Origin of the sequence: Mycolicibacterium wolinskyi, from assembly GCF_002101965.1 — a bacterium.
GTDB classification, from domain to species: domain Bacteria; phylum Actinomycetota; class Actinomycetes; order Mycobacteriales; family Mycobacteriaceae; genus Mycobacterium; species Mycobacterium wolinskyi.
The window spans coordinates 222500-248722 of record NZ_LQQA01000015.1 but is presented as its reverse complement, the minus strand read 5'-3'; the positions used below and the strand labels follow the sequence as shown (position 1 = coordinate 248722).

The window sequence follows — 26223 nt, the reverse complement described above, 5'->3', positions numbered from 1 at the left end:
GCTAGCACATTTCTGCCTGACGCGACACGCCCGAAGTGGCAAACCATACGACACGCCGAACGAACTTGGATGTTTATCCACACTTGAGCCTGACCTCGGTAAACAGCCGACATGCTGCAGTTCAAGGATGGCTAGAAGCTCGTTATCCACAGGGCGGATGGGCGTTCAGCGGCGTTGTGGACAGAATTGCTAACAGGGTGAGTGTCGCAGTACGCCAGAAAGGTCTACGGTCTGCGCCATGACCGCTACGGGCTACGCAATCACTATTGCCGCGACTATGGTGGCGCCATTTTGTGCATGGCTGACGTTCTCCGCGTTGGTCACTCACTTGAATCCAAAGGAAGCCGAGAGAATTATCCGCGCAACAGGTCGTTGGTATCCCCTTCGGATGCCGTGGAGATGGCCATGGCACAAGTGAGATGGGTTAGGAGATCGTGCCAGCGACGCCGTCGCGCAAGACAGCTGGCGTTTTCCGTGTCGGGTTGTCTGCCGTCCATCATCGCCGTCGCGGCATCCCTCGCAAGATCGTGTGCTAGCTCGTTGTTAATGTGCCCCCTGTGTGCCCGGTACATAAGGACGTTCACCCAGTCTGTATATCGGCGTCACGCAGTCGCCGGCGATACCGACTATTCCGAAGCCGTTGTATTGCCACCAGCAGTGCTATTCCTGACCGCTTTGTAGAGCGGCGTTTCGCCTTTGTTATCGGCCGCGTTCGCGTCCGCCCCGGCATCCAGTAACAGTCGAACGACGTCGACGCTGTCGCGGCAGGCAGCGGCTTTAGGCCTTCATCATCGGTCGCATTGACGTCGGCACCTGCGCCAAGCAGCCTGGTGGTGTTGGCAATCTTGAACTCGTTGGACTTGCGGAAGACTTCGGCTGCCAACTCGGGATCAGTCTGGGCCGCGATATAGGGCAGATCGTCAGGCGTATCCCCGACGGCGATGTGGCCATCCGCGCCGGAAGTACGCGGCCCGTGGGTCTGGCTCTTTGGGCAGCTTCAACCGGTCGAAGTCGGGACACCCGATAATCCACCGCACCGCCTCCGCAGGCAGATAGAACTCCCCATCGCGCTGGTCCCAGAACGGATGAGTCCGTTCCGGCCCGCCAAGACGGGTGATCTCGTCCACCGAATATTCCGACACTGGCGACCAGAAGTTGTTGACCATCCAACGCCGAATCTCTTCGTGTAGAAGCGGCCACCACTCGTCAATTGCGGCGGCTGGCGAATCCGCATCGGCGTTGTCGTGCAACGCAATCCCCTTACGACCGCAGGCTAGTGCGCCGCCTCGAAGGCCTCCACAACCTCGGCCTTGATCCGGCCCCGGTCAGACACGTCGTAACCGTGCTTTCGAGCCCAAGCGCGGATCGCGGCCAGTTGTTCCTTGGCACTGGGCACGCTGGCAACACTGCTCGTTTTCGGGCGCCGGCCCCGTGAGCCGCGCACCTTGGCGGCCGCTTCAACGTACGGTTTGATTGCCTTCTCCAACTTGGCGACGTTCGCCGACGATAAGTCGATGTGGTAATCCACGCCGCGGAAGGAGAATTCGACCCGCTCGCCGCTGCCTTCGGGGATCTCGCTGCCGTCGATATCGTCAATAAGTTGCCGCACTATGCGCTCGGCCATGAACCTCAACTCCTTTGTCGCATCGGCTTCGTTCCCCTCGATTGCAGCGATACTGTACACCGAATCTCTGGTGGGAATCGAATTCCTAAGCTGACGGAATGGGCCTGGAAAATTGGGAAATGTACGATGAGTGGTGACCGTCGGGCTCACGGAGGCCTCGAACGAATCCCTTCTGCCACTTACGTTTTCGAAGGAGCGTATCGCCGCGCCTGGCAGGATCCAGATCCGGGTTGCGGCTACAGGTCGGTCTTTTTGACGATGCGATCGTCGATGACGGCCCACATTGGTCCACCGTGCACAAGTGTTGAGTCGTACAAGATCCATCCGTCGATATCGTCGTCGTTGGTGTTGTCGGTCAGTTCGATACACGCACTGCCGGAGTTGTCGAGCAATACCGGGATCATGTTGCTGGGCTTGGGCTTTGCGCTGGCGCTATGGACGAATTCCCACTTTTCTGGAGCACCATCAAGGGTGAAGATCTCGTGACACGGAATGATGCCAGTGGATCCAGATCCGCCCAGGTGAAAGTGGCCGTGCAGTTGGGTGTAGAAGTCCTGGACGCCGACCGGCAGCTTGCTGAGGTCGATGCGGTCGTTCGACAACGTCGGGCTGTTCGGGTACCCATACCAACAGGTGTAGGGATCGTCGGTGCCATCGCCGGTTTCGCTATGCAGCGCGTACACCAAGACGATGGCCGCGCCACCCGCTCCCCGGCGCCCGCTACGGTGCAGTCGTGCGAGGTGCACGCCGGCGCTGCGTGACCGAAACAGTGCTTCGGTCAGCGGTAAGCGTCCGGGAATGACGCGGTGCCACTCGTCGAGGGCGGTCGCCATCGCCGCATGCTCATCTAACCCGCTGCACTCCAGCCACCACGCAGGCACCTGTGCGTGTTCATCCGGGGACAGGTCTTCCTCGGTGAGGAGTTCAGCTTCGTCAGCGAGGTTCGTGGCGAGTTGCTCAGTCGGCGAAGGCATTTCCGGCTTTCAGTCTTCAGCTTGGTATGTCGATGATGCGGCGGTCGGCGGTGTATGCCTCTAGAGGGCGCAGGGTGTAGTCGTGTGGGATGTCGCCGGTGGCGTAGTAGGCGTAGAAGAGGTCGGCGGCTTCTTCGGCATTGAAGACTTCGAATGTGGTGACGTGCAACGTTTCTTGCGGGAGCTCAATTTCGACGTCGACGGCTGGTTTTTCCTCGTCGGGATGCGGGTGCCCGACGGCGTACTTGACGTAATCAGCTCCCCATTGCTGTCCGCCGGGTTTCTTGATCTGCAGGGACATTGCCTCGGCGCTGCCGCCGGCTTGGAGGAACTCGGTGAGCGGGAGATCTTTGACCGGCACTTTGTCGTCGAATCCTGGTGGCAGCGCCCACAACATGAGCCCCCATCTCTCCTTGCCGTCCCGGTTGCGCAAGGGGCGGTCGAAGGCCCAACGCCCCCTGTTGCTGCCGATGGACACGATCGTTGACCCGCCGTTGTATTCGAGTACATGCGTGTTCACGGTCCCCTGCCTCCGCTTCCTGGCGTCCGCCGATGTCCCGCTATGTCAGTCACATGGAGTCCCAGGTTGCGTGGACGGCGCATACTCCTGCACCTGTAGCGGCTCTCAGTCGTCGGTGGCTGGCAGCTCGGTTTCACTTACCCTACCGAGCTTGCTGTCGGCTCATCAGCATAGGCATTGCGTGCGCCATTGACGCTGCACGCACTCCTGGCCCCTGTTCCATCCTCAGTTAATCAACTCGTGCGCCGCCAGCCGGTGGTGTCGCCTGCGATAATTTTGCTCTGTTCACCGCAGACTTCGCCCATGTGGTCAGTGGGCTACAGCAAGATCCAGCTCATACACGACTTGTAGGCGAGGTACGCACTCCCGACACGGCCGCTAGACAGCTCGCATGCAGTTTGCTATAACTCCTACACAACCAAGCTGGGAACATCGCCAGCAATGTTGGGCAAGGGGGACGATGTGGGGGTTGGTCAATCTGCGCGCTGGGACGCTGACACGCGCGCCGAGGTAACGGGCTTGCCTTCAGATATTTGCCACGGCCGCAGGCCAAGCTTCTGGGTCGCAGTTGCTGTCACCTACGTGGCTGGACTTGTTACCGTCGCGCTCGTCGCTGGTGCGGCGCTGTACGTTCAGCCGTGGCGGCCGGTGGCTGCTCGCGAGCACCCGACGGTTGCTACCCACAACGTGTCTGGAACTACCTCTGGGTCCGCGAGCGATTCCCGCGGATACGTCGCTCTCGAAAACAAGAAGAAGAAAAAGAAAAAGAAGAAAAAGCAACAACAGAAGCAGCGTCAACAGCGTCAACAGAAGAAGGCACAGCGGCGGGCGAACCGGAAGAGCGAATCGTCAAACAACTCGTCTAACCGCAAGCCGACCGAGATCGATAAGAGCCAGCAGCGACAGCAGGAACACGCCAGCCGCGATGCGGCCAACAATCGCCGCAGCGATACCGGCTCCACAGCGCAAGGTTCGTCATCGTCGCCGTCGGAGAGTCGGTCAGGCGGCACCAGCAGCGGATCAACGTGGGGATCTCCAAAAAACGAGTTCAAGACCGATACCAAGTTCTCAGTCGAGATTGCCAAAGGACAAGACAGTGCACTGAAAACCTTTGGCAATCCACAGAAAAGCGTGAAGGTCGGGGGTTACGACTATTCGATCAAGGGCACCCTCGGCACCCAAGGAGTCCAGCTCAACGCGAGCGCCGAAGCATACGCAGTCAAGACCCACAAAGATCTCTACGCCCCACCAAACAGCAACCTGAAGGTGGACACCAACGGCATGGTCGGGGTGAAAGGCCAGGTCACCATCGACCACGCGGGTGGTGGAGCCGACGTGTTCGCCGGGGCCGCCCAAGAGTTCAACCTCAAGTACGAAAACGATGTGCTCAAGTATTCAGGCACCGCCGAAGTGCAGGCAGGGGCCGGCGCTGCGAGCGAATGGAACCTCGGGTTTGAAGGCGGCAAACTCCTCATTAAGGGCAAGTATGGCCGCACCTGGGGGCTTGGCGGGAAAGTATCACAAACGATGGCCATCGATCCTGACGCCGTGGAAAAACACGTCTTCACCCCCGAAGTCGAACGCACGGTGGACACCGTCGGTAACGTTATTCGGATAACCACCTCGGTATTGGCTGATGCCGCGCGATCAAAATTTGACCAGGTTTTCGGTCAAGGCGCCGCGACCAACGCCGTCGACGTCGCCAGCGGAACGCTCAAAGGAGCGGTCAGCAACGCCGGATCGTCCTTCATGAGATCGGTAGGCCTGTCACCGTAACCTGGACCGAAGCGAATGCACAGCCGCACCACGCGGTTCATCGACACCTAAAACACGCCGTCTCACGAACCACTTTGAAGGGGCCACGTTGAAAAGCCTGAAATACGCAGCGATCTCGGCCGCTGTCGCCGCAGCCTTGCTGCCATCCGCAGCAGCGTGCTCATCAGCCAACGACAGGACACCAGCGACACCATCCACCACCATCGCGTCGTCGACAACAACAGCGACGTCAGCGCTACCAGCAACACCGACCGATATGACCATCTTCCAGTTTCTGGAACAACAAGGCATACAAATCACCTGGCAGACCGAAGAAACGCTCTCCGGAATTCATGTGAGTGTGGCCGAGCCATCCGGATGGGTCAAAGCCGCCCCCGAAGAGGCCGGCGACACCGGCGGCGCGTTTCAGATCTTCGGAAAAAAAGACGTCCCGGAAGGCGAGTACATCCCCCGCGCCATCCTCATGGTCGGCCAACTCAGCGGACCCGTAGACCCACAACAAGTCGTCAGCTACGGATTCGTCGATGCCGAACGGCTGCCTGAATGGCACCGAATCCGCGCCTCACTCGATGACTACTCCGGTTTCCCGTCTTCATTCATCGAAGGCACGTACCGCAACGAGGGCAACGAGTTCCACGTGTACAACCGCTATATCATCGCAGCCGGCGCCGGAAAAGACTTCCTCGTGCAATGGACCGTGCGCGCCACCGAATCCCAAATCGACGGCATCGCCGACGACATCGACCAGCTCGAAAACAAGCTGTCCATCACTGCCGACTAACCCAGGTAACCCGAACCATGCACATTAAGTCCCGCGCAGCGCGAACGCGTATCGGCACGGCAGCCGCATTACCTCTACTGCTACTCGCGGCCTGCGGACAACCACACCCCGAGACGGGTTCCCAACCCGCCCAAGACGACAAAGCCGCCATACAAGACCTCATCGACCAAGTGAAGACCGCCGGAGAGGCGTCAGACACCAAAACGCTCGCCGATCTCACCTGCCCCCAGTACCGCGCCAGCGTGTCTGAACCCACAGTCCCGGTTCCACCCGTACAGTCGCTAGCCACAGCGGAACAAATCGCAGCCGACGGCTTCGCCGACGCACTCAGCGAGCAGCTGACTGCCGACTATCCCCGGTCCTCAGAACAGACAATCACCCAACTCGTCGATGCGGTCATCCGTCAAGATCAGGAAGCATTCGGTACCGCGCTCCTGACTGTCGTGCGCGAGAACACCATCATCGACATCGTCAAAGTCGATGACCTCAAAGTCGAGGGGAACAGCGCTAGCGCCCGGGTCACCACACGGTTCTCCTTCGGAACCGATTCCGAACAGTCCAAGACACGGACCATGAACTTCGAAAAAGCCGGAAATGACTGGCAGCTATGCTCGCCCATCCAACCGGCAGGGAAATGACGCACGCCACGCATCGGCAGGCGAATCTCACTCCTACGCATCCAACCGGTACCAGCGCTTTCCCCGATCCGGACCCCGTAACGCGCACGCTTTTGACTGCCCTCCGAACGCCGGAACAGGTCCGCATAAAGTAGGCGCCATGGGAGTTCCGACCCACGTGATGGTCTTTTGCGGCGATATCGCGCAAACCATGGGCCGCGAAGCTGGGCCGCAACAGTTCCTCGCCGCGCTGCGCTCACTCGACGGAGCTGAGAACTGGTTCATCCTGCTCTACGCACTGCCGCACGGCGGCGCAGTCGCCGAACACGGTCCAAGCCACCCGATGGGATACATCCGGGCGGTCGGTCGCGCCGACGAGATGGCTGTCGAGATCTGTCAGCCGGACATCCAGCAGTCAGGTGCGATCTGGGTACGCTCCATCGTCGGCCACCCACACGACGGCACCCCGACACTCGACGTGCCGATCACTTCGTCTGGAAGCGCCGAAATAGTGAGCCGCGCCGAGCTTTTCGACGCCGTAGAAGCTGCCCAACTGTTCACTACTTATCACCGGAACGGAGACATTCCACCTGGATACGTACTGCGCCCTGCCGAGAGCTACGCCGAAGGCAGCGCGGCCATTGGCCTTTATCGCCAGGAAAACCTGAGCGCATGCCGCTCAGTCTGAATCGCTCGCGGATCGGCAGGCAGCCTCCTCCGCGAATGATTGTGACGAGGCGCACACTAACGACTCGTCAAGCCGTTGACGGTCGTGTCGCAAACGTTCGGCCTTCACCGCTGCATTGCTACTGCAATCCGCTCAGCTGGCGGCGGCTATCCCCTCACGGTCGAACCGTACCCGCGCTGCCAGGCGCGACACTCAAAGCGACACGCCGGGCGGCAATCCAATATCACGGTCTGGCAATCGTCTAACATTAAATCAGTCCCCAGGTCGGCTAACAGGTTATCCACAGCCGGAAATGCCCTGTTGACCATTGATTTTGCGGTTGTGTCCACAGACCATGGCGTCCTAACATTCCACAGCCGCGTTCGGAAGCCTCGCGAATTGGAGGCTTTTCTTGCCCGATTGTGTCGGGCTTCACCGCTAACATTCTCGTCAGCTACAGAAAAGCCCCAGGCCCGACGCCTGGCGGCGGCGTTCCTGGGGCTCTTGAGTCTGCATGGCGGCAGAACCTCAAGGTACCAGTGTCGCGCACACCCGCCAAACCGGGGCGCGCCGATGCGCTGCCATCCCTTTCTGCAGCTAGCAGGCCCTGACCTGCGCACATGGAAGGAATGACACATGGCATCTGCCAATATCTCGCAGGGCACCGTCACCGCAATAGTGGCTGGAACTGCCGTCCTACTCGCCGCCTGCGGCACTGCAACCAGCAGCGACAAGCCGGCGGCCCAGCCGCTGCCAGCACCGCTCGGGTCTTCGAACCAGGTCAACGGTAATGACGACTCGTGGGGCACCAAGGATGACAGCTTCGAAGGAACCGTCACTGTCGGCGCGACGCCCATCGTATGTGCGCAACTCGACGGCACGCGGCGGTTGGTGTTCCACGTCGAAGTCACCGCGTCCAAAGGGGCGGTACCGACCGGCTACTGGCAGGTTCAAACCGAGAACGCCATACCGATCGACAATGAGACCCTCCCGACAATCGATATGGTCGGTCCACCTCTTGGATCGTCAGTGACGGGGAATGCCAAGGGCGACATCGCCTTCACCGTTCCCCCGAAGACGGTACCCACCAGCATCACGCTGATCGGAGAGCGAAAGATGTTCGGCGCCACCGAGACTGGCAGCATCGCGCAGTGGAACATCGGGGATCTTCCACCAGCAACGACCTGCCCAGCGTCCGGATAGACGCGGAACCAACACATCCGAACAGCTAGGGGCGTTTCCTCTCGGGTGTGGCGGTCTTTTACAGCCGCCACACCCGAGTGAACGTGCTACTGGCGTGCGACGAGGACTCTCGGCGACATTCCATCGGTACACAGAGGAACGGTGATTGATTTACACCGGACGCGCCTCGGAGGCCACGCTCATATCCCGAGTGTAATCACTGCTCACAGAATCTTTAGATGTGTGGATAGCATCTGCCCGCAGATGTAGTCGCATGCAGCCCATGGTCGCGCAAACCGCGTGGTTGCGACAACCAGCTCCAGACATAACGGTTTCTAAGGCAGCTGCATACCCTCCCGCATGGAGACTTTTGAAGTGGCAGCAGCGCCAAGCGGATCCGAGAAGTATCTCCACGCTCAACATCAGAGACGCGGGATGGTCCAGTCTGGCGGACCGATAGACAGTCTGGGACGGTCGGGCAGATACGTCGGGTCGTCTTGCATCCGGCAGAGGACGCTGGGATGCAGGATGCCATCCGGCGGTAGCGGCCGTCTGCGGCTTCCGGCGAGCAGCCAGAGCAGGCCGTTGTCATGGATGGTGCCGGTGGCGAAATCCTGGTCCACCGTGCAGTATTCGGCGTAGCGCTCCGGGTCGATGTCGAGGGCGGGAATGGCGCCGTCGGTGACCCATTTCAAGGCGATGGTGGCGAGTTCGTGGTCGGGCTCGAAGGTGCCCCCGACGTCGGCGTGGACACCGGCAAACCACTGCTCTTCCAGCCCGTTGGGGTGGTTGTCGACGAGGTATTCGCGGTAGGGACGTCGCCGCTCGTCGATGGAGACCGCGTGACGGATACGGGCGACGTTCGGCACCGTGCGGGTGTAGGGCCAACGCAGATTACCGAACCGCAGAAAACCGGCGGCTTTAACCGTGTCCCATAAACCCATGTAGGCGACCGGCACGGCGTATCGCCACACCTGGCGCGGATTGTTGTGTTTGATGTCAGAAAAAAGCGGTTCGTTGTCAGTCGCCCAGCAGAACGCCTCGGCGAAGCGCGCCCACTGGGCGTATTCGTCGTCTTTGAAATCACGGTTAATGGCGTATTTCTCGACCGCATACGGCACCAGATTGTCCGATCCTGGCCGCAGCAGCCCGGGGCGCAGCAACATTCCGGCCAGCGCCCGCGCGGTGTAGGCGCCGCGGCTGAAGCCGAACACGTAGATGGCGTCGCCGGGACGCCAATGGTGCATCAGATACTGGTAGGCCTCGGCGACGTTGGCCTTAAGTCCCGACCCGACGGCGCGCGTATACAGCAGCGAAACAGTGCGGCGGGCCGGGGTCAACGCCGCAGCGGGAGCCAAGGTGCCCACACCGGGGTCGTAGTAGGCCAGCTGCGTGTCCGGGTTGTCCTTGTTGAGCATCGCGAACAGCTTGGCGACGTTGGACGGGTTACCGGCGCCGATCTGATTGGCGGTACCGTCGAGACAGATCACGATTCGGCTGGTGCCTTCCCCGGCTGGCTGATTCACCGCAATCCCCCTTCGCTGCGACGCAAGCAATGCGACGCTATTTGGCCGCCCCGCATTTTCGTGGCGTTCTCCTGGTGTTCATTGCTGCGAATCGAGCCGATGTGTCGCCAAAACTTTGTCCAGAGTCTTATTCAATTGCCGGTTTGATTGTGCCGTTATCGGCGTAGGTTCGCACGCAATAAACCGGTTCCGCTGCGAAATGACCGATTCGCAGCATTCCGGCCGCCGGGTCAGGGAAAGGTTACTTGCAATGTCCAATATCTATGCTGGAATGCGGCGCAAGTTCGGCGAAGACGAAGCCGGTTTGCGGCGGTGCGCCGAACGGCTGCTCGCCCTGCGCGAAGGGCTGGCACCGATACGCGAGCAGCGGTCCGATCACTCACTGCTGTTGGCGACCTGGAACATTCGCGACTTCGATGGCAACAAGTTCGGCTTCGGCCCCCGCAAACTGGAATCGCTGTACTACCTGGCCGAAGTGATCAGCAGCTTCGACCTCGTGGCAGTCCAGGAGATCAACCGCGACCTCAGACCCTTGCAGGACATCATGAAGATCCTGGGCGGCGGCTGGGACTACATCGTCACCGACGCCACCGAAGGCAGCAGCGGCAACAACGAGCGGATGGCGTTCCTGTTCGACAAGGACAAGGTCTTCTTCCGCAAGATCGCCGGTGAAGTCGTGCTGCCCGAGGGCCAGACCATCGTCTCGCGCGCCGACGCCGCACTCAAGCCCGGCGACGCGCCCGCCGTCGAGCGCGGCCGGCAATTCGCGCGCTCTCCCTTCCTCGTGGCCTTCCAATCGGGCTGGTTCAAGTTCAGCCTCTGCACCGTGCACATCTTCTACGGATCGGAATCCGGCGCGGCGCTGCAACGCCGGATCGAGGAGATCAAACGCCTGATGGCGTTTTTCGCCAAACGCCAAGACAAAGAGGTCAAAGACGTGAAGGAAGCCACCGAGGAAGAGGGCGGGCGGCTGGGTCCGACCCAGGTCGAAAATTACATCCTCCTCGGCGATTTCAACGTCGTCAGCCCCAAACACGAAACCATGAAAGCGCTCGCCAGCAAGGGGTTCGACGTGCCCGACGCCATCGACGGCGACGCCGTCCGACGCGAGGACGATCATTACTACGACCAGATTGCGGTACGGGTCAAAGACAAACGCTTTGAAGTCACCGGCGGCGGCATCATCCGGCCATACGAGCACGTCTTCCGCGACGAGGACATCGCCGTCTACGAAACCGACTGGCGCGCCATCAAAGACAAGAACCCCGAGCCCGGCGACGACCAGGCCGACGACGAAGCCTTCTACCGGAAATGGCGCACCTGGCAAATCTCAGACCACATGCCACTCTGGGTCAAAATCACCACCGACTTCGCCGACGACTATCTGGAAAAGCTCGCCCAGTAACGTTATTGGCGCTCTCGAGAACAGTTCGGTAGCCGTTCAGAGTTCACGAGGGTTGCTGCGTGATGATTGGCGGATTGCGCGGGATGTCATCCTGCCGCAGGTTACCGGGGAAGCACGGCGACGCGCCGATGATGCTCGGCGGATAGGCAGCGGTGAACTTAAGGACTTAGCCGTCGGGTTGCGTAGCCGAAGCGGTTCGGCTTCTCATAACCATCGCATTCAATGACTTGCCATCCCCCAGCTTTCCCAGAGCTTGCCGACCCCCTCGATGAGGCCGTTTGAAGTTTGGCCGCCTGCATCGGCGTCTCAGTCATCCGACCGCGGTATATTGAAAAGTCAATACCGAAGTGCACAATTCATGCTCTATTGAATGGAATTCCTCAGTCGAGTCCAACCATTCCCACTTCTGCTGGATCACTTCCATTTGTTATCGTCATGAGACAAAATCAAACCCACCTGAGTTCAGTTCGAATAACAAACTTTTAACGAAAGGAACGTCATGGCTTTCGAAGCCCTGACCCGAGACGAAACTGCTGCTAGACATCGGAGTAACTCAGGTTGACTAAGCCGCCTGCGAACCTTCTTGCCAAACGGAGGGGCTGGGATCATCAGGTCTACTATCCGCCTTTAGGGTGCGATGAGTTGCCGCATCACTCGCGGTAGTAGGGGTAGCCGTAGGTGTAGTAGTGGTAGTAGTCATAGTTTATTGCCGATAAGGAACTTGCGATCGAATCTGCTGAATGGTCCGAGATGCTAATATCGACAGATGCAACCAGAATAACGGCGACACAAGCAAGAGAAACCGCACGCGCAATGATCTTTCGCGTCAGCGTCCTTGCACCAATTGCCTCTCTGTATATGTTAACGTAGGCGGCAATCGCGAATCCAAGTAGTGCAATTCCGCCCCCGGCAAGTACTCCGTCATTTAGATCGAAATTCGTGGCAATTACGAACCAGATCACGCACACCGTGACATAGAGACTCCCGATGAAAGCCGCCCCTGCGACGATCCTGTCCTTCATTGTTTTCTCCGGTGGTTCAGCGCCTGCACGATTTGCAGCGGGCGGTTCCGGTTCGGGCTTATCGTTGGGCTCCATACGCCCCCTCTATTCGACTTAATATCCAGGTTGACTATATACGCATAATAACCTATAACTATTCATGCGGCAACACGACAAATTGTTGGGAGCTCCAAGAACTTACCGGGAACGTAAAAGCTTTGGAGCTCTCAGCAATCCGATGAGGGCAACTCAATGAGTATTGGAGGCCCCATGAGTGACGCCCAGGCGCTGATCGGTATGGTCGTTTTTTTCACGTTCATCGGCGCTATAGCAAGCGCATGCAGCGACGCGATTGACCTGCCCCTGAAGCTTGGTGTGGCTGGTATCGCAATGAGTCTCATACCTCTTGCCATCCTTGTATCGCCACATTGACAATCTGGTCATCCGAAGGCCAGATACCCCCGGAAAGCAATAGCTTTCCGGGGGTATTTACTCTTATTGGTGAATCCATAGAGGATCCATGGTCATACGGAGCGAATGCGCTGGTCCCATGCATGCGAATCGCGTTAAGCCCGCGCAGCGCCTAGGCAGGTGATCGAGTGGGCACCGATCACTATCGGTCCAGATTAAAGTATTGTGCAGGTGCTCCAATCTGCCTACCGTCAAAGTACGCGACATACTTGCAATACCCCAGCGAGAATGCCAGGGAATTCCGATTAAGGGGCATGAATAGATGCTTTCCAGCGAGAAATGCCAAGTGCCGAATTTACCCAGTTGGGCGAACCGCAATAATCACTTCAATCGAAGGAAATTTTATAGATGTTGGCTTTTCGGAATGCTTACAGCCGCGCCTTACTTATCCGCAATCATCCGAGACTCTACCCACTCAGCATGTTGTACGCCTCGATCAAAATCTCACCCGTCCGGGCCGCATGCTGGCGCTTCCTGGTAAGCAACGAAGGCAGCCCGACCCGGCCGTCAACAACCGCATTCAAATCAGCACCGGTCATAAGGATCAATGTCGACCGCCGGTTGGAATGTAGAGTTATCGCGGTGTCCTGGAAGCCGTTCATGGAAATGAACAGCCCGAGGGTATTGTCAAGCTTGCGGCCGACTTTTCCTTCGAACGAGTCCAGATCGCCCCCGGGAGTAAGGCCATCCCGCCAGCGCGCTTCGAGAATATATTCGGTGCCTTCATGAGTAAACGCGCCATCGATCTGTTCACCCGTGATTCTGAATGAGCCTTTAGCGTCAATATCGAAAACCGAAAATAACTGCGTAAGAAATTTTTCGAGCGCGTATCCACGTGCTTGCGCGGCGAGCTGCACAATCTTGTAGAAATCAGCCTTCAAAGATTCCAGCTGCTCTTTGGTGGCGCGATCAGCCTCAGCCTGCAGCCGGTCTCGCTCCCGTCGCTGTGCGGCACGCTCGGCATCACTCCGTAACTTCAGGTGCGGCTCGACCTGCTTGCGTAACGATTCAAGTGCAGCGATTGCCGCCGCGTATTTTCGATCGCCGTCCTCGACCGACTTCAGATATGACGGGTCCTTGATCTCAGATGTTGCGATCAAAATACTCAGGAGGTCGTCAAAATGCCTGTGCTGGTCCGCTGCGAGCGAATCGACAAGTTGCGCGATGATATTTCGCTTGTATACGCCCACACCCCAATCCAGCTGCGCGACAATCGCTCGCTCACTGACACAAGACATCAGGAATGCGCGCAGATCGTTCTTGTACCAGAATGCCTGTAATAGAGCTTCCTTCAGAGCTGGGAGGATCGCCGGGCTGATTCGTTTGGCACTACTCATACAGCTCCATCGTCAGGCAAACCGTCGCGCGTGTCCCAAGCAGGACATAGCCGGTCTGATGATACGTCCCGTTTTGTTTCTTCTGGCTGGTCATGTCCTCACATCTCCGTGGCGCATCCACGGCATCGGCGTGAGTGCTTGAAATGGGTGCCGTCGCGGTTGCTGGCGGCCGTCTCGTTCGTAACAAGCCGAGCGCACAGGAACTCGCCCTGCGTAAAGCTGGGGCATCTCGTCGACAAAGTGCCTCCTCAGCGAGAGATGAACCACCTGGGTGGTAATCCTCATAGGTCACAATCCGAGACAGACGATCATTTGTGCGACCACAATCACAGACGTGACGGACGAATGGTATGATGACCCGGGCAATGCCGGATTGCTGCACCGCCTACGGACAGTGGTAGCCGACGACGGACGATTACTCATCTTCCTGGGTGCCGGACTCTCGTTCGGCGCGGCACGGCAAGGCAGCCGCACTCAGTTCGACTACGGCAACTACCGGTGGTGGCCACCAGACTGGCCCTTCGAAGGGCTTCGGCCAGATGACGATGACCGCCCAATGCCATCGTGGCCGCTATTGGTCAGCCGAATGTGCCGCGAGATCCTGAACCACTCCGATTCTTCAGAGCACAACGCACTCCGTACCTTTTTCATCGAAGAAGGCGCGCTCGACTGTGCGCAGCTGTTTCGCCAGACCGTCGGCGAAGCAAACTACCGCGAGTTCCTCGGTGCGCAGTTCGATGGCAGACGCCACCAATCCGTCCAGACAACCCCGAGCCATGCGGCACTCGTTCGGCTAAGGCTTCCCCTGTTGTTCACCACGAACTACGACGAGCTCATTGAGGACGCATACCTGGAGGCTGGTCAACAACTCCGGGTCAGCAGCACCGAGGCAGAGTTCAGGGCTCGACGCGCGGAGCGACCCGCCCAGCATCTGGTCAAATTGCACGGGACGATCGATCGCCCAGACACGATCGTCTTGACCCGTAGCGACTATGCCAGGGCACGTGCCGACCGAAAGGAAATGCTCGACTTCCTTCGTGGTGAGATGACGGAGACCGCCTTCTTGTTTGTCGGCTTCAGCCTGAGCGATCCCAATTTCAATCTGCTGCACGACGACATCCGCCTGGTCTACGGGATGAACGTGCCTGCCTCCTACACGGTGCAGGGCCGGCGCAACCCGGTGAAGGAACGCTACTTGCGATCCTTAGACGTCAACACGATATGGATAGACAGCTGGAACCAGCTGCCGGATTTCCTCGACCGAATCAATCCGCAACCAATGGGTGACAAATGACCGTCGCCACCAAAGCGGGCAATTGTCGTCATGACGCCCCCGGGCGAACCCTCGCGAAACCACTCATCGAGCCGTCCAGCGCGCCGACTGTTGCTGATCAAGCAGTGGTGGATTGCGCGGAATATTGGTGCGCAGGCTGCCCGGGTAGCACGGCGACGAACCGATTAGAAACGACGTTGCGCCGACCTTGTTTCTCGCTTCGAGATGAAGGATGTAGCCGTCTGGCGTATAGCCGAGGCCGGTGGGCTTCTCGAAGCCGTCGCGTTCGATGACCTGCCAGGCCCATTGCTGCCAGATCTCGCCGGTCCGGGCGATGACTGCGTCGTAATCCGTGCCGGGCAGCAGCTTGATATCGCGCCAATCCTCCACGTGGACGGGGGAATCCGGCCCAGCGGGGTTGGCCTCGCAGTGCTTGTCCATGTGGCCGATGCGGTGACGCGAGCCGTCCAAGCTGTTGCCGGGTGGCAACGTGTCCAGCGTCTGCAGGTACCTCAGGACGGTGTCCTGCGCTTCTTGTTGGCTGGTCGGGATCTTGGGGTTCGGCACCGTGGGCGTGGGTTCCATAGGACCTCCCGGAATGATGGTCGCTCTCGTCTGCACGGAGGGAGCGTGCGGTGTCGGGTCAACTGGCTGCGGGCGAGCACGGAGCAGTCATGACGGCCACAAGCACGAGCACCGTCATATGAAGACCCATCGTCAGATCCCCAGCCGAGATCGACTGGCTAATAGCAAGTTACTTGGCCAGCCAGGCAGGGCCGGCTCTGCGGATGGCGGCGTGTCGAGTTGGTTGGTGTAGATGTCGTGACGTTGTGATGCGTCGTGTGGCATCCGGTCGAGGCACTGCTGGTTGAGTTCGTTATACAACTCGCCTCTCCCCCAGCCGCCGGGAGTGGAGTCGGGTGCGTCCTGTGACCCCCACAACGCATCGGGGCTGGCACCGGTGATGCGCCATGGCCCGAAGACATCATTGGCAGGCGCAGGGTTCGGCCCCTTCTGGGAAAGAGCCACCGACGCAGGATGTTCCTCGCCCGAATTCTGGTCACTGAGTTCGACACGCCAGAGTTTCACGCCGAAGCGGTCAGGGTCGGTCGCGCCTTGTATGACGTTGTTCTCCGTCGGTTTGATAACTGACACGTACGAGTCATCGCCCTCGCGGAAGACGTTGTACAGGCCGTCGCAGACGTAGGCACGGTAGCCGCCATCGATCGGCGCGAGATTAAGAACATGGAAATACTCGTTTCCATAGTACTTTTGGGCGTCACCGAGCAGAGGTTCAGTCGCGGGCTGGATGTTCCATATCTCGTACGGCAGATCGGGCCCTGGATCGTTCATGAGCTTGCCTGTCGCGAGTACGGCACGATCGAATCCGGGGTACACATCGTCGGGGCTGCGAGTCATGTCCCCGACACGGTGTGACTCCAGATACGCCCGCAGCGGCACCCCGGGACCCGATGCAAGATCGATGCTTGGCTCTGCGCTCCACCGAAATCGGAAGCCATCCAATGTGTCTGGCCAATCAGCGGATTGCTTAGCGGAGCCGTTATGACAGCCCGCCAACGCGACTACCAACACGACCGCGCACAGCCGCGCAAGGGCCGTTATCCGCAGATCCCGTTTCATGCCACGTTGTCCGGCCAGCCGGGCACGGCCGGTTTTGGTGTAGGCGGGTTGTCGAGCCGGCTGGTGTAGATGGCATGGCGCTGGGCCGCGTCGTGTGGCATGCGGTCGCGGCATTGTTGTTTGAGTTGAGGAAGCGCCGGATCGGCACCAGCATTTGCGTCGGAGCCATCAGTGGCTCCCCACGACGTATTAGGGCTGGCGCCGGTAATGCGCCACGGTCCGAAGACGTCTCCTAGCGGCGCAGGGTTGGGGCCCTTTTGGGGTGTCGCAACCTCAGCGGGTGCGTCAGGTGTAGGCGGTGTGTCGGTGAGTTCCACGCGCCAGACTTTGACCGCCCAAGCATCCACATCCGGATCGTCCTCAGTCGGCGCGTAGACGGGAACGTACTCGTGAGGCTCAGCGTTCTCTCGGAAGGTGTTGTAGAGACCGTCGCAGACGTAGGCGCGGTACCCGCCGTCGATCGGTGCGAGGTGGAGAACATGGAAGTATTCGTTGCCAAAAAACCGCGTGGGCTGGCTGTATGCCAACGCGGGCTCGGTCGCCGGCTGGATATCCCACAGCTGAAACGGCAGCCTGGATGAGGACTCATCGATCGCTTTTCCCACCGCGGGAACCGCGCGGCTGAAACCGGGGTACGCGTCATCGACGTTGGAAGTTAGATCGCCAACGCGATGCGACTCCAGGTAGGCGCGCAGTGGCACCGCCGGGCCCGACAGCAGGTCGATGCCAGGTTCTGCGGTCCAGCGGAATCGGAACCCATCAAGTGTTTGGGGCCAATTGGCAAACGCCGGTTCGGTCGGTGGCGGTGGGGAACTCTCTCCAGAGCGGCAGGAGCTAAGTGTCAAAGCCATCAGCAACACACCGCAGAGACCCGCCCATCGCGCCGCGGTGTTGCTCACTCGCCGGTATGGCTGTCTGCGCTGGGATGCGCTTGGCCGTAAGCGGTCTGATATTCATTCATGCTTAACGTCACCTTCGGATCGATATCGGTGAAGTATTCGAGAAACGCATTGCGGAAGTCGCCGATCGTCCTATTGTTAAGTTCTTTGAGTTGACCTGTGTCGGGATCGACCAGGTTGTATTCAGAAAATGCACTCACGTTCCCGACGTTGTTCTTGAGCAGTTCGGTTGCTACCGAGTACTGCAGAGCTTCGGACGTGCTGACTGTGATCCCTTTTGCTGGGTCAGGTTTGGGGAGATCCCCGACGAAGAGGTCCTTCATCGGGTCACCCGGCATCTTGCCGATGCTGTCGAGGAGTTCCTTGACGCCGGGTATTTGTCCGCCGAGCTTCTTCGCCATGTCGAACCATTCGCCCCGGCTTTCATGGGCTCGCACCTCTTGGAGGTTGCCGTAGGCAATCGCGTCGTTGTCGGCAATGTTGGCGGCAGTGTCAATCACTCCCCGCATGGTGCCCGCTGAATGCAAGTCGGCCACATCGATGCTTCCGCCATCGATGATGGACTTTTCGAAGTTGTCCTCATACTGGATGCCGTTCAAATACGCCTGGGCGTTGAGAATCCCAGCGGCCTCCTTGTTGGTGTCCATCACCGCAAACAGATCACGGGTTACTGGCATCTCTGGGTTCATCAGATCATCGAGCGGATCGAAGCCCACGGTCTTGTCGAGCTTATTGCCGAGCATGTCATCGATATAGGGAACGTTCGCCTCGGCAAGACCCTTGGCGAGTTCGGGATTGACCTGCCCCAGCGATTGCCCGTCAGTGCCGTCGATGTTGAGCAGCTTGGGCGCGTTGTCTCCGGCCCAATAATCGACCGCATGCATGATCTCTCCGGCCCGGGTGGCCTGCGCCACCTGGGTGGGATCCGTCAAATCGGCGGGATTGGCAACCGGCGCAAGGCCGGTCAACAGACCGGAAGCAGCGGCCCCGTCGTCACCCCATTGCCGGGTAAACAGGTTCTCGATCATCTTGTCGTTCGGCCTGTGGCCGTCTGCTCCAAGCAGCGCCTCGTGGAGCGCGATCTGATCGCGTCCTGCCGCCGACAGCATCGCCTGCAACGCGGGATCGACCTGGCCCTTGGCGAACGGCACCAAGTCCTGTGAGGGGAGTTTCGTCGTTTCATTGAGCATGATTTCGGACTGTTTGAGCATGGCCTGATCCAGCGATGAGCCTTGCTGCAATGCCGGATTGCCTCGTTCCACGATCGAGGCGAGGTCAAGCAACTCGGGCCGCGCCTTCGGGTAGGCACCCAGGGGCGAATTCTCCCACTGCAACGGGTACTTGGTCAGATCGCGCCGCATCGCCTCGGGGAGCGCGTCGAAACTACCCTTTAGCGGCACATATCCCGCATCGCCCGGCTTGAGTGACGCGTCCGCGCCCGCCGCGCTGACGTGCTCGTTGGACACCAGTTGCAACGCATCCTGCAACCGGTCCCCGTCTACGCCAAGGTTATCCATGAGCTGTCGGATTTCCTCTGTGCTCTTGCCGTCAAGCGAACGCGACAACTGATTCAGATACTCCAGCTGACTGGCCGGCAGCACCAGATTGCCGCGCGCCAGGGCATCCAACTGTTCCGGCGTCAGCGTGGTGTTCTCCTCCAGCCGCGCCGACTCTTCAGGAGTCAGCTGTCCGTCCTGCATGGATTGCGCGTCCTCGGCGCCCTGTTCACCTGGAAGCTCTGGATCCCCACCTGTTGCGGCCGTCAGTACCCGCGCCAAATCGCCATCGGTCTCCTCGGCTGCAGCCAGTACCGCCACAATCCGATTTTCGAGGTCGGCGATCTTGTCCGCCAGTGCGTTGACCTCTTCCTCTTCCCACCCGGTTGTATCCGGCGGCGTCACCGTGTTGGTTGCCATGTCAATCTGAACAGCCGGCGACGCGGCCGCATCATCCAGAATGCTCTTGAGATCATTCTTGACCGTCCGCGCGTCCTCGGCGGCCTTCTGCGCACCCATCGAAACCAGGAAGGCGTCCTTGGCGGACACCTCCAATTTCGTCGCTGACTTTTCAATCGCTTGCTTGGCCGCCTCGCCGGCATCGCCGTCCCACTTCTCGAAAACCTGCAAATTGCGCAAGGTTTCAGCGGTTTGGCCGCTGGTGCGAGCCCGGTGCGCCAGCGCGTCGGACACCTCATCGATCTGTTCAGGATCCCACTGCTGAACATCGGACAACGACACTGTCACGATCTACAGCCCCATAGCCGCGGCAGTGCCCTCGATATCGGTGGCCCCATCGTCATCGGTCGTCACATAACGCGCACCGGCGGACCGGAGGTCGGCGGCGTGCCCAATGATGTCGGCGTAGTGGGCGGCCGACTCTTCTTCCCACTTGGTGGCCGCAGCGGCCAAGGCAGCCCCGCTCGCACCGATCCAGCCGGTCTGGGCTGTCCCGATGCGTTCGTTCGCCGATCCGTGATCAGTCCGCAGACCATCAGCCGCCACGTCAACATGGTCAGAAGCCATACGCAAGGCGTCCACGTCAACCCGCAGATCTTTCGCCATCGAAACCACCCCCGCAATGCAAGACGGCGCACCTGTCAGTTTGCTGGAGCACAATTTACCATTCCCGGCTGGGTGCCGGATTCACGAATTTCCGCCTTCGGGAGAACTCTGTCATCACCACAAGCGACGGTCTCAGCTCTCACGATGCCCGATCGGATGGCACGTTCGACACGATTTGCGACCGCCAGGCCCTAATCCGTAGACGACGACCCTTCCGCCAGCGGCAGCCCGCTGATCAGCTTCCCGGCGTCGATGTCGAGTCCGGCGGCGATTTTGAGGATGGTTTCCAGGCGCAGGCTGCGCTGGCCGCGTTCGATCTTGCCCAGCGCGCTCCAGTGGATGTCGATGCGGTCGGCGGCCGCCTCTTGGCTCAGGCCCAGTTCTTGCCGTCGCTCACGCACCCGTTCGCCGAAGAGACGGGTGGTGTCGTTATGCGCCTCCTTGGCGCGGTCGGCGGGCATGTCTCAACCCCATACGGCCTATCCCGAATAGGCCAGAGCGCACAGCTCTTAGGTCGATCATACTGCGCTGTATTTACCCCGGTCGTTTCAATCCGATATTTATTGCACTAGGACGTATTGACCCTTACGATGGCCTGACCGGCCACCAGGACGGGTTCTCAACCGTTGTTTTTGCCCCTGACCAGGGGAGAAAGGAGGGTGGCCGTGCAGGCCACGCTTACTTCCGCGCGCCCAAAAACCGGGCGCGCCACCACGCAGACCGGCCGCCAGACGGCCTGGCGAACCGCCATCGGCCGGGCCGCGACCGTCTTCGGCATCGCTGCTGCCGTGACGACACTCACGCCACTGGCTGGCGCCATGGCCGACGACGAGCCAGCCTCACCCGGCACACCGATCATCCGCAGCGGCGAACGCGGTGAGGTGATGAGCGGCGTCGGCGAGGAACGCATCGCCGAGCAACAAGCCGTGCTGGGCGGCGACAGCTCCAGCGGCGCACCGATTTTCGTCAAGGACGGCAACCCGGCCGAACTGCCGGTCATCGACGGCGAAGCCGGGGTCATCTGCTCCAAGGGCCAGGCGGGCAAGGCCGGGGTCATCACCTGCAGCTAACGGCCCCTGCCGTTACTATTGACGCCAGGGCCAGTTTGCGAAAACCCCCTCCTCCCTGGCCCTGCCGCTGATCCGGCGATTGTGGCGGAATTGCCCCAGATCAGCGGTCTCCCCCAATGATCGGCAGTCCCGCGCGGCCTCCACCCGCCCGGGACTGCCGATCATCCCGCCAGGCCGTGCGATAGCTGATACACGCCGGTCGCGACACATATCGATACACCGAGACTGATCCGGCGAACCGCCACGAGACCGAAACTTGTCGGTCCATGCCGCTACCGTGCGGATCATGTACGGGGAACTCGACTCTTACCAAGACACGCACCAATGGAGCACCATGCAGTGGAGTGGGTACTGGCTGTTGGCGCTGCTCGCGGCCTTCCTGCTGTTGACCGCGATCCGGATCGCCATCCTGGCAGCCGCAGACGTGATCCACGAAGACGATCCGACCGCCAGCCTGGCGCTTGCGGCCGGCTCAACGCTCGTCGCCGTGCTGACCGCATGGTGGTCATGGGACCGGCTGACCGCCCTCTACGAACATGCCGGACCGGGCGCGGCTTTTCTCATCTGGCTCGGCATCACTGCCCTGTCCGCACTGGCATTCAGTATCGCGGCCGTCACGCTCGACCTCCAACCACGATCGGCCAAAGGCTGGATCGTTTGCATCGGACCGCTGGTTGTGCTCGGTTTCGTCGCTTTCGTGGCCCAACTGCTGAGCAAGGTCGCCGCCGCGTTGGGAGTCGGTGTCGGCATGCTCCTTGTAGTCGGGGTACTCGGCGCCATTGCCGTGCTCTCCGATCGGTGATCAGGCCGAGCGCCACCTCTACCTGCAGATCAAACGGAGCCCGTAGTGAACCGCGATCCGTAGAGCCGGATAGGTGAAACACTCGCCGAATCGAATCCTGGAATGGCACTTAAACGTCAGCGAGGGCATGCCGCAGAATGCGATGAAGTTCGATCAGGTCATTCGTCTTCAGCGTAAGTTGACGGTTTGTCCATGATTCGAACGCCGGAATGCCCTGGTAGATCATCATCCATAAGCCATCGACGCACATCGCACCGCCACGGGCGCCAGCTTGAAGAAATGGCGTGTCGAGTGGGTTGAAGACTGCATCGAAGAACCACTTGCCGTTCAGGTCGATGTCGGCAATTCTTGCAAGGTCGAACGGGGCCGGGTCGTTTCCGTGCATGCCGGCTGATGTCATGTTGCAAACGACGTCCGCCTTCGCGATCGCCCTGTCAACGCTGTCGTAGGTTTCTAAAGTGAAGCCGCTGCCTGCTTCGGCACGCGTTCGTAGTCGCGCCGTCTTGGCATCCTCGGGTTCGAGGTAAAAAACCGTGATTTTCGCATACCCAAGGCTGTTAAGTGCATAGATAGCTGCTCGTGCAGCGCCGCCGCTACCAAGCACCACCGCCGACCGGTCTTTGCCAACTTTGGTTGGGTGCCCATGATGCACAAGTCCCTTGGCGATGCCGATCCAGTCGGTGTTGGTACCGATTGCTCGCTTGCCGTCGATGATTACGGTGTTCACCGCGCCCATCTCCGATGCGACGTCATCGATGACATCGAGGTATACGCCGATATCTTCTTTGTGGGGAATCGTCACGTTGTAGCCGACGAACCCAAGCTGGCGCATTGAAGCGGCTGCGCCACCAAGACGGTCTGCAGATACGGCGAGCTTCACATAGCGGAATTCGATATGTAGGAGACGGGCGAGATATTCATGCAAATAGGGCGCAACACTATGCTGAACTGGGTCGCCGATAAGGGCAGCAACTTTCATACGAATTCCATTGAAACACACAACTCCATTATTGTCGAGAATATGATGAGTGGAGCTTCCAATGCGTCAGAATGCCATCGTGATTCAATTCGCATTCACCGAATACGATTCCGCGGTTCGCCAATAACGCTTGGCGCGCGTCGCGGGCGTATGACTTAGGCCATCGCAGGAGTTCCTCGAACAGGATCGTCGCCGCTGCTGCGGTACCGTAGGTCGTCAGTCCGCCGATCACCCAAGCCCGGTGGTGGTCGTAGGGCCCGGGCGCGGTCGCGATGAAGAAGAAGTCCCGTTCGGGAATGCCTGAAGGGCGCGGTTTCACATTGAACTCGCGCACGACGTCGACTGAGCCACAGGTAATCGTCCCGTGCGGAACATCGACGAGGAAATGGCCACGTTCACAGAACGAATTATCCTCGAAGAATCGAGCCGAATACCTATTGGCAGCAGGGCTACCCAACACAATCATGTCCTTGTTCAACCGCGTGTGAATGTGGTCACTCGTGTAGAGCAGAATCTCCTTGCGCCGAAAAAAGTGACTCAGCATCGCTATCGCTGGCGCGATCGCAAGGACATCTCCCTCTGGCACAAGATCACGTTTTACGCCAACCAATCCGCCGTTGTCTTTTTCAGCCTTGGGGATCGCAGTCGTCGCAATAACGCAGACCCCGCCATCCCGGCGCAGACGGAGCAGTTTCGCCGCTTTCGTGCGGTTGAAGTGAAAGACGGCCGAATTCAAGGTAGGCGGCGCAAACAGAACACTGCAGACCAAGCCGACGATAGCTAGCCCAGTATCGATCGACACTCAACCGCTCCCCCATCCTCGATGCCGTTTGGCGCAACCGGAAAGATCATCCAAATCTGCATGACGGTAGCCAAAATCCACATCTCACACACCTGAACAACAGACAAATATGCGGCGACACAGCCTCAAGGGCGCAGGCACCCGATTCACGTACCGCTGAGAACGAAAGCACGTGCTAGAGATTTTGGGTGCGTGCGGATTCTGATGCCCGCGCAGGACACCTCATGACTCAACTGCCAGGCGCCGCTTCAAGGTGGGTCGGTCGAATGTAATCTGGACTGCGGATCGGGCGCTCGATATAGCTGATGCGGTCGCGTTGACCGTCCAGAGTGCCGATCGCATCCGGGGCTCCAATGCTACCTCGGCTGCCTCGCAGCAACTGCCAAGACGTCGAGGTGCTCAGCGGCTCATCTGGCGACGATGCGCCGTCATTGGCCGTCCACCCGATGCGGCGATCCCGGGCAATCGCAGCAGATTTTGGAATGCTGATGTCCGACTACGTGTTCAGGGCCGGTGCCAGTTGATCGGCGTCGAGGAGTTGTTGGCGCAGTCTTGCGATAAGGAACTGGGCCTGGCCATGTCGCGGCGAAACTCATCAGCAACCTGGCGCATCCTTCGTGCTCCGACCGCATGGCGGCTGTCGGCTTGGCGTTCAGCGCTCAGCAGCTTCGGGGGTCATCTCACGTACCTGCTCGGTGAGCGCGGCAATCAACACCGCAGCCTGAGCCCACGTTCGGATCGGACATGGGCTCATCGTGGCACCGCCACTCCGTCCGCGCCCGCGCAACCACCCTAATTCCATGCCCCGACGAGGTAATCCAACTGTTCACCGAGGCACTCGTTGACGGCGACCGGGCCGCCATGGATGCTGGTAAACGATGAGCAAGGCAGCCGAGCAGACAGCGCTGACAGACGTCACCCGCCGACTGGCTCTGGAATTCCCCGAGGTCATGCCCACCCAAGTCGAGGCAGCGGTCAGCGCGGCGCACGCCCGGTTTGACCAGCGTCCGATCCGTGATTTCCTCTTCCTGTTTGTCGAGAAACACGCACGACATCGCGTGGCACATATCCACATGGCCACCAGCGCCTAACCACGCTTGACCGAGTCGCCCCCTGTCGAATCGAGACTGGGGGCGACGCCATATCGTGCGCACGCCACACCACCTGCAATCCACCGCCATAGCCGCTACGCTCAAGCGCGGGCTACTCTCCAGCCCAATTCCGCCGCCGCCCTGGCGGTTCTTGCGTTTCCCGCCAGGGCGGCGGCTCCACAAACGGGGCAATCCAATTGCAGCGGAAGTCCTTGCCATCGCCTAAGAAACATGAACGAACATGGTTCTCGGGAGAGTTTCGAGAATGCTAATCCGAGGCCACGATCGCGATCCTCGTTGTCTTCAGTGTCGAGGCATGTTCTCCGGAGAGTTCCGCCGCACCAGCGGCTAAGACATCCGCCCACCGACCGACATCGTGATGCTGGATCTGGTCGAAAAATACTGGATGGAGGCTGAGCCGCTGCTGCGGTCGATGGGTTGGACGGGGCGGTATCGACAAAGCCCCCGAGGATCAGCACCGGATCGCCCACTCAGATTCCGCCGCGGGCACATCTACACCACGACAGCGTCATTACACTTCAGTTCGGCCGATGACCCGCATGACGGTGCTCGACGCAATCGATATCCGCTGGAACTACACACCCAGAGCCGCCCGCAGCCGATCGCGGTGGCGGCGATAGGCATCAACCGGATCACGGTCGGCCGCTTCAATTCTGATCAACGGTGGCAAGCCCATTGCCGGAGTAGCCAGGTCGCGCAGGGCGTCGTAGTACGCCCGCTGCCGCTGACGGCCCCCGGCCCCAAACCCGCGCGCCGCCTTGGCCCGAAAATAGCCGTCAGCCGAGCGTCGCCACAGCCCACAGGTGGCCAGGTAGTGGCCGGCGTCAAAGCCGAGCGGCGTGCCTGCCGGATACAGGGCGAACGTCTGCAGCCGAAACGACGTAAAGTGCTGTGACTCATCAACTTCGATCAACGTGCCCGTGTCGGGATGCTGGAAATCACCGCGCAGCGGCGTGTCCGGTGCGCTCGCCAGCAGGGCCAGGTCACCGCCCAACCCGCAGTACATCCGCTCCAGCGCAGAGACGACCGCCCGGTCGACAGCACCGTCCGGCAGGCCCAGATGCCCGCGCCGGTTCAGCCACGGCACTGACTGCGCTACCAACTCGATGCCGTCGCGCCGGGCCAGTTCGGCAATGGCCTGCTGCGTCTCACCGACCGGCACACGCCACCTCCAGACACCGAGATACCGTTCGCACCTGATTG

27 protein-coding genes and 1 pseudogene are annotated in these 26223 nt (G+C 60.0%); 11 read left to right on the top strand and 17 right to left on the bottom strand.

From position 1 onward, the window contains the following. Positions 1–626: 626 nt before the first annotated feature. The 5 genes and pseudogenes from AWC31_RS38295 to AWC31_RS15630 all read right to left on the bottom strand — a co-directional run. Positions 627–764: pseudogene (locus tag AWC31_RS38295) on the bottom strand (ankyrin repeat domain-containing protein); the annotation flags it as partial. 156 nt (positions 765–920) lie between these two features. Continuing rightward, positions 921–1250 carry a hypothetical protein gene (locus AWC31_RS15645; RefSeq protein WP_085145058.1) on the bottom strand — a complete coding sequence of 110 codons (330 nt, stop codon included), beginning with the start codon at positions 1248–1250 and terminating at the stop codon, positions 921–923. A gap of 23 nt (positions 1251–1273) precedes the next feature. Then, positions 1274–1624, bottom strand: coding sequence for a histone-like nucleoid-structuring protein Lsr2 (locus tag AWC31_RS15640; RefSeq protein ID WP_085145476.1), 351 nt, complete (start codon positions 1622–1624; stop codon positions 1274–1276). A 236-nt stretch (positions 1625–1860) separates the two neighbouring features. Then, complete coding sequence (locus tag AWC31_RS15635; protein ID WP_133060177.1) at positions 1861–2457, bottom strand: hypothetical protein; 597 nt, start codon at positions 2455–2457, stop codon at positions 1861–1863. 157 nt (positions 2458–2614) lie between these two features. Then, a complete protein-coding gene (locus AWC31_RS15630) occupies positions 2615–3118 on the bottom strand; it encodes a hypothetical protein (protein ID WP_085145056.1) in 504 nt (167 codons plus the stop codon). Positions 3119–3559: 441 nt separating this feature from the next. On the opposite strand from AWC31_RS15630, the gene AWC31_RS37165 reads away from it, so the two are divergent. The 5 genes from AWC31_RS37165 to AWC31_RS15605 all read left to right on the top strand — a co-directional run bounded on the left by AWC31_RS37165 (position 3560) and on the right by AWC31_RS15605 (position 8162). Further along, positions 3560–4894, top strand: coding sequence for a hypothetical protein (locus AWC31_RS37165; RefSeq protein WP_133060176.1), 1335 nt, complete (start codon positions 3560–3562; stop codon positions 4892–4894). Positions 4895–4982: 88 nt separating this feature from the next. Then, positions 4983–5675: an LpqN/LpqT family lipoprotein gene (locus tag AWC31_RS15620; RefSeq protein ID WP_133060175.1), complete on the top strand. Its 693-nt coding sequence runs from the start codon at positions 4983–4985 to the stop codon at positions 5673–5675. Positions 5676–5845: 170 nt separating this feature from the next. After that, positions 5846–6313 (top strand): hypothetical protein, encoded by a 468-nt coding sequence (locus tag AWC31_RS15615; protein ID WP_085145053.1) that lies wholly within the window; start codon positions 5846–5848, stop codon positions 6311–6313. A 139-nt stretch (positions 6314–6452) separates the two neighbouring features. After that, the gene (locus AWC31_RS15610; protein WP_085145052.1) at positions 6453–6980 is read left to right on the top strand and encodes a hypothetical protein; all 528 of its coding nucleotides are present in this window, start codon (positions 6453–6455) and stop codon (positions 6978–6980) included. 615 nt (positions 6981–7595) lie between these two features. Further along, positions 7596–8162 carry a hypothetical protein gene (locus AWC31_RS15605; protein ID WP_085145051.1) on the top strand — a complete coding sequence of 189 codons (567 nt, stop codon included), beginning with the start codon at positions 7596–7598 and terminating at the stop codon, positions 8160–8162. 401 nt (positions 8163–8563) lie between these two features. Here the strand turns inward: AWC31_RS15605 and AWC31_RS15600 are convergent, their stop codons facing one another. Continuing rightward, positions 8564–9667 (bottom strand): T6SS phospholipase effector Tle1-like catalytic domain-containing protein, encoded by a 1104-nt coding sequence (locus tag AWC31_RS15600; RefSeq protein WP_085145050.1) that lies wholly within the window; start codon positions 9665–9667, stop codon positions 8564–8566. Positions 9668–9782: 115 nt separating this feature from the next. Between AWC31_RS15600 and AWC31_RS15595 the strand changes: the two genes are divergently transcribed. Beyond that, positions 9783–11072, top strand: coding sequence for an endonuclease/exonuclease/phosphatase family protein (locus AWC31_RS15595; protein ID WP_207626362.1), 1290 nt, complete (start codon positions 9783–9785; stop codon positions 11070–11072). Positions 11073–11722: 650 nt separating this feature from the next. Here the strand turns inward: AWC31_RS15595 and AWC31_RS15585 are convergent. Next, positions 11723–12169, bottom strand: coding sequence for a hypothetical protein (locus AWC31_RS15585; protein WP_133060174.1), 447 nt, complete (start codon positions 12167–12169; stop codon positions 11723–11725). A gap of 174 nt (positions 12170–12343) precedes the next feature. Between AWC31_RS15585 and AWC31_RS37420 the strand changes: the two genes are divergently transcribed. Next, positions 12344–12505 carry a hypothetical protein gene (locus AWC31_RS37420; RefSeq protein WP_165765974.1) on the top strand — a complete coding sequence of 54 codons (162 nt, stop codon included), beginning with the start codon at positions 12344–12346 and terminating at the stop codon, positions 12503–12505. Positions 12506–12951: 446 nt separating this feature from the next. Here AWC31_RS37420 and AWC31_RS15580 read toward each other — a convergent pair whose 3' ends face one another. Next, a complete protein-coding gene (locus AWC31_RS15580) occupies positions 12952–13881 on the bottom strand; it encodes a hypothetical protein (protein WP_085145047.1) in 930 nt (309 codons plus the stop codon). A gap of 334 nt (positions 13882–14215) precedes the next feature. Between AWC31_RS15580 and AWC31_RS15575 the strand changes: the two genes are divergently transcribed. After that, the gene (locus tag AWC31_RS15575; protein WP_085145046.1) at positions 14216–15175 is read left to right on the top strand and encodes an SIR2 family NAD-dependent protein deacylase; all 960 of its coding nucleotides are present in this window, start codon (positions 14216–14218) and stop codon (positions 15173–15175) included. Positions 15176–15238: 63 nt separating this feature from the next. On the opposite strand, the gene AWC31_RS15570 is transcribed toward AWC31_RS15575, so the two are convergent. From AWC31_RS15570 to AWC31_RS15545, 6 genes are all read right to left on the bottom strand, one after another. After that, complete coding sequence (locus AWC31_RS15570; protein ID WP_085145045.1) at positions 15239–15739, bottom strand: hypothetical protein; 501 nt, start codon at positions 15737–15739, stop codon at positions 15239–15241. A gap of 132 nt (positions 15740–15871) precedes the next feature. Then, positions 15872–16573, bottom strand: coding sequence for a hypothetical protein (locus AWC31_RS15565; RefSeq protein ID WP_133060173.1), 702 nt, complete (start codon positions 16571–16573; stop codon positions 15872–15874). Positions 16574–16791: 218 nt separating this feature from the next. Then, on the bottom strand, positions 16792–17646 hold the full coding sequence (locus AWC31_RS15560) for a hypothetical protein (RefSeq protein ID WP_165765973.1): 855 nt from the start codon (positions 17644–17646) through the stop codon (positions 16792–16794). 44 nt (positions 17647–17690) lie between these two features. Next, entirely contained in the window at positions 17691–19937 is a 2247-nt protein-coding gene (locus tag AWC31_RS15555; protein WP_085145042.1) for a TPR repeat domain-containing protein, read from the bottom strand. A 3-nt stretch (positions 19938–19940) separates the two neighbouring features. Continuing rightward, positions 19941–20255 carry a WXG100 family type VII secretion target gene (locus tag AWC31_RS15550; protein WP_133060171.1) on the bottom strand — a complete coding sequence of 105 codons (315 nt, stop codon included), beginning with the start codon at positions 20253–20255 and terminating at the stop codon, positions 19941–19943. Between the two features lie 191 nt (positions 20256–20446). After that, positions 20447–20716, bottom strand: coding sequence for a helix-turn-helix domain-containing protein (locus AWC31_RS15545; protein ID WP_085145040.1), 270 nt, complete (start codon positions 20714–20716; stop codon positions 20447–20449). Positions 20717–20914: 198 nt separating this feature from the next. Here AWC31_RS15545 and AWC31_RS15540 point away from each other — a divergent pair, with 198 nt between their 5' ends. Continuing rightward, complete coding sequence (locus AWC31_RS15540) at positions 20915–21325, top strand: hypothetical protein (protein WP_085145039.1); 411 nt, start codon at positions 20915–20917, stop codon at positions 21323–21325. A gap of 286 nt (positions 21326–21611) precedes the next feature. Next, positions 21612–22127, top strand: a complete 516-nt coding sequence (locus tag AWC31_RS15535) for a hypothetical protein (protein ID WP_133060169.1) — start codon at positions 21612–21614, stop codon at positions 22125–22127. A gap of 109 nt (positions 22128–22236) precedes the next feature. Here the strand turns inward: AWC31_RS15535 and AWC31_RS15530 are convergent, their stop codons facing one another. After that, positions 22237–23106, bottom strand: coding sequence for a shikimate dehydrogenase family protein (locus AWC31_RS15530; RefSeq protein ID WP_085145037.1), 870 nt, complete (start codon positions 23104–23106; stop codon positions 22237–22239). A 28-nt stretch (positions 23107–23134) separates the two neighbouring features. Further along, on the bottom strand, positions 23135–23908 hold the full coding sequence (locus tag AWC31_RS15525) for a hypothetical protein (RefSeq protein ID WP_085145036.1): 774 nt from the start codon (positions 23906–23908) through the stop codon (positions 23135–23137). A gap of 878 nt (positions 23909–24786) precedes the next feature. On the opposite strand from AWC31_RS15525, the gene AWC31_RS15520 reads away from it, so the two are divergent. Beyond that, positions 24787–24999, top strand: coding sequence for a three-helix bundle dimerization domain-containing protein (locus AWC31_RS15520; protein WP_085145035.1), 213 nt, complete (start codon positions 24787–24789; stop codon positions 24997–24999). Between the two features lie 595 nt (positions 25000–25594). On the opposite strand, the gene AWC31_RS15515 is transcribed toward AWC31_RS15520, so the two are convergent. Then, complete coding sequence (locus AWC31_RS15515) at positions 25595–26182, bottom strand: DUF7255 family protein (RefSeq protein WP_085145034.1); 588 nt, start codon at positions 26180–26182, stop codon at positions 25595–25597. Positions 26183–26223 lie beyond the last annotated feature (41 nt).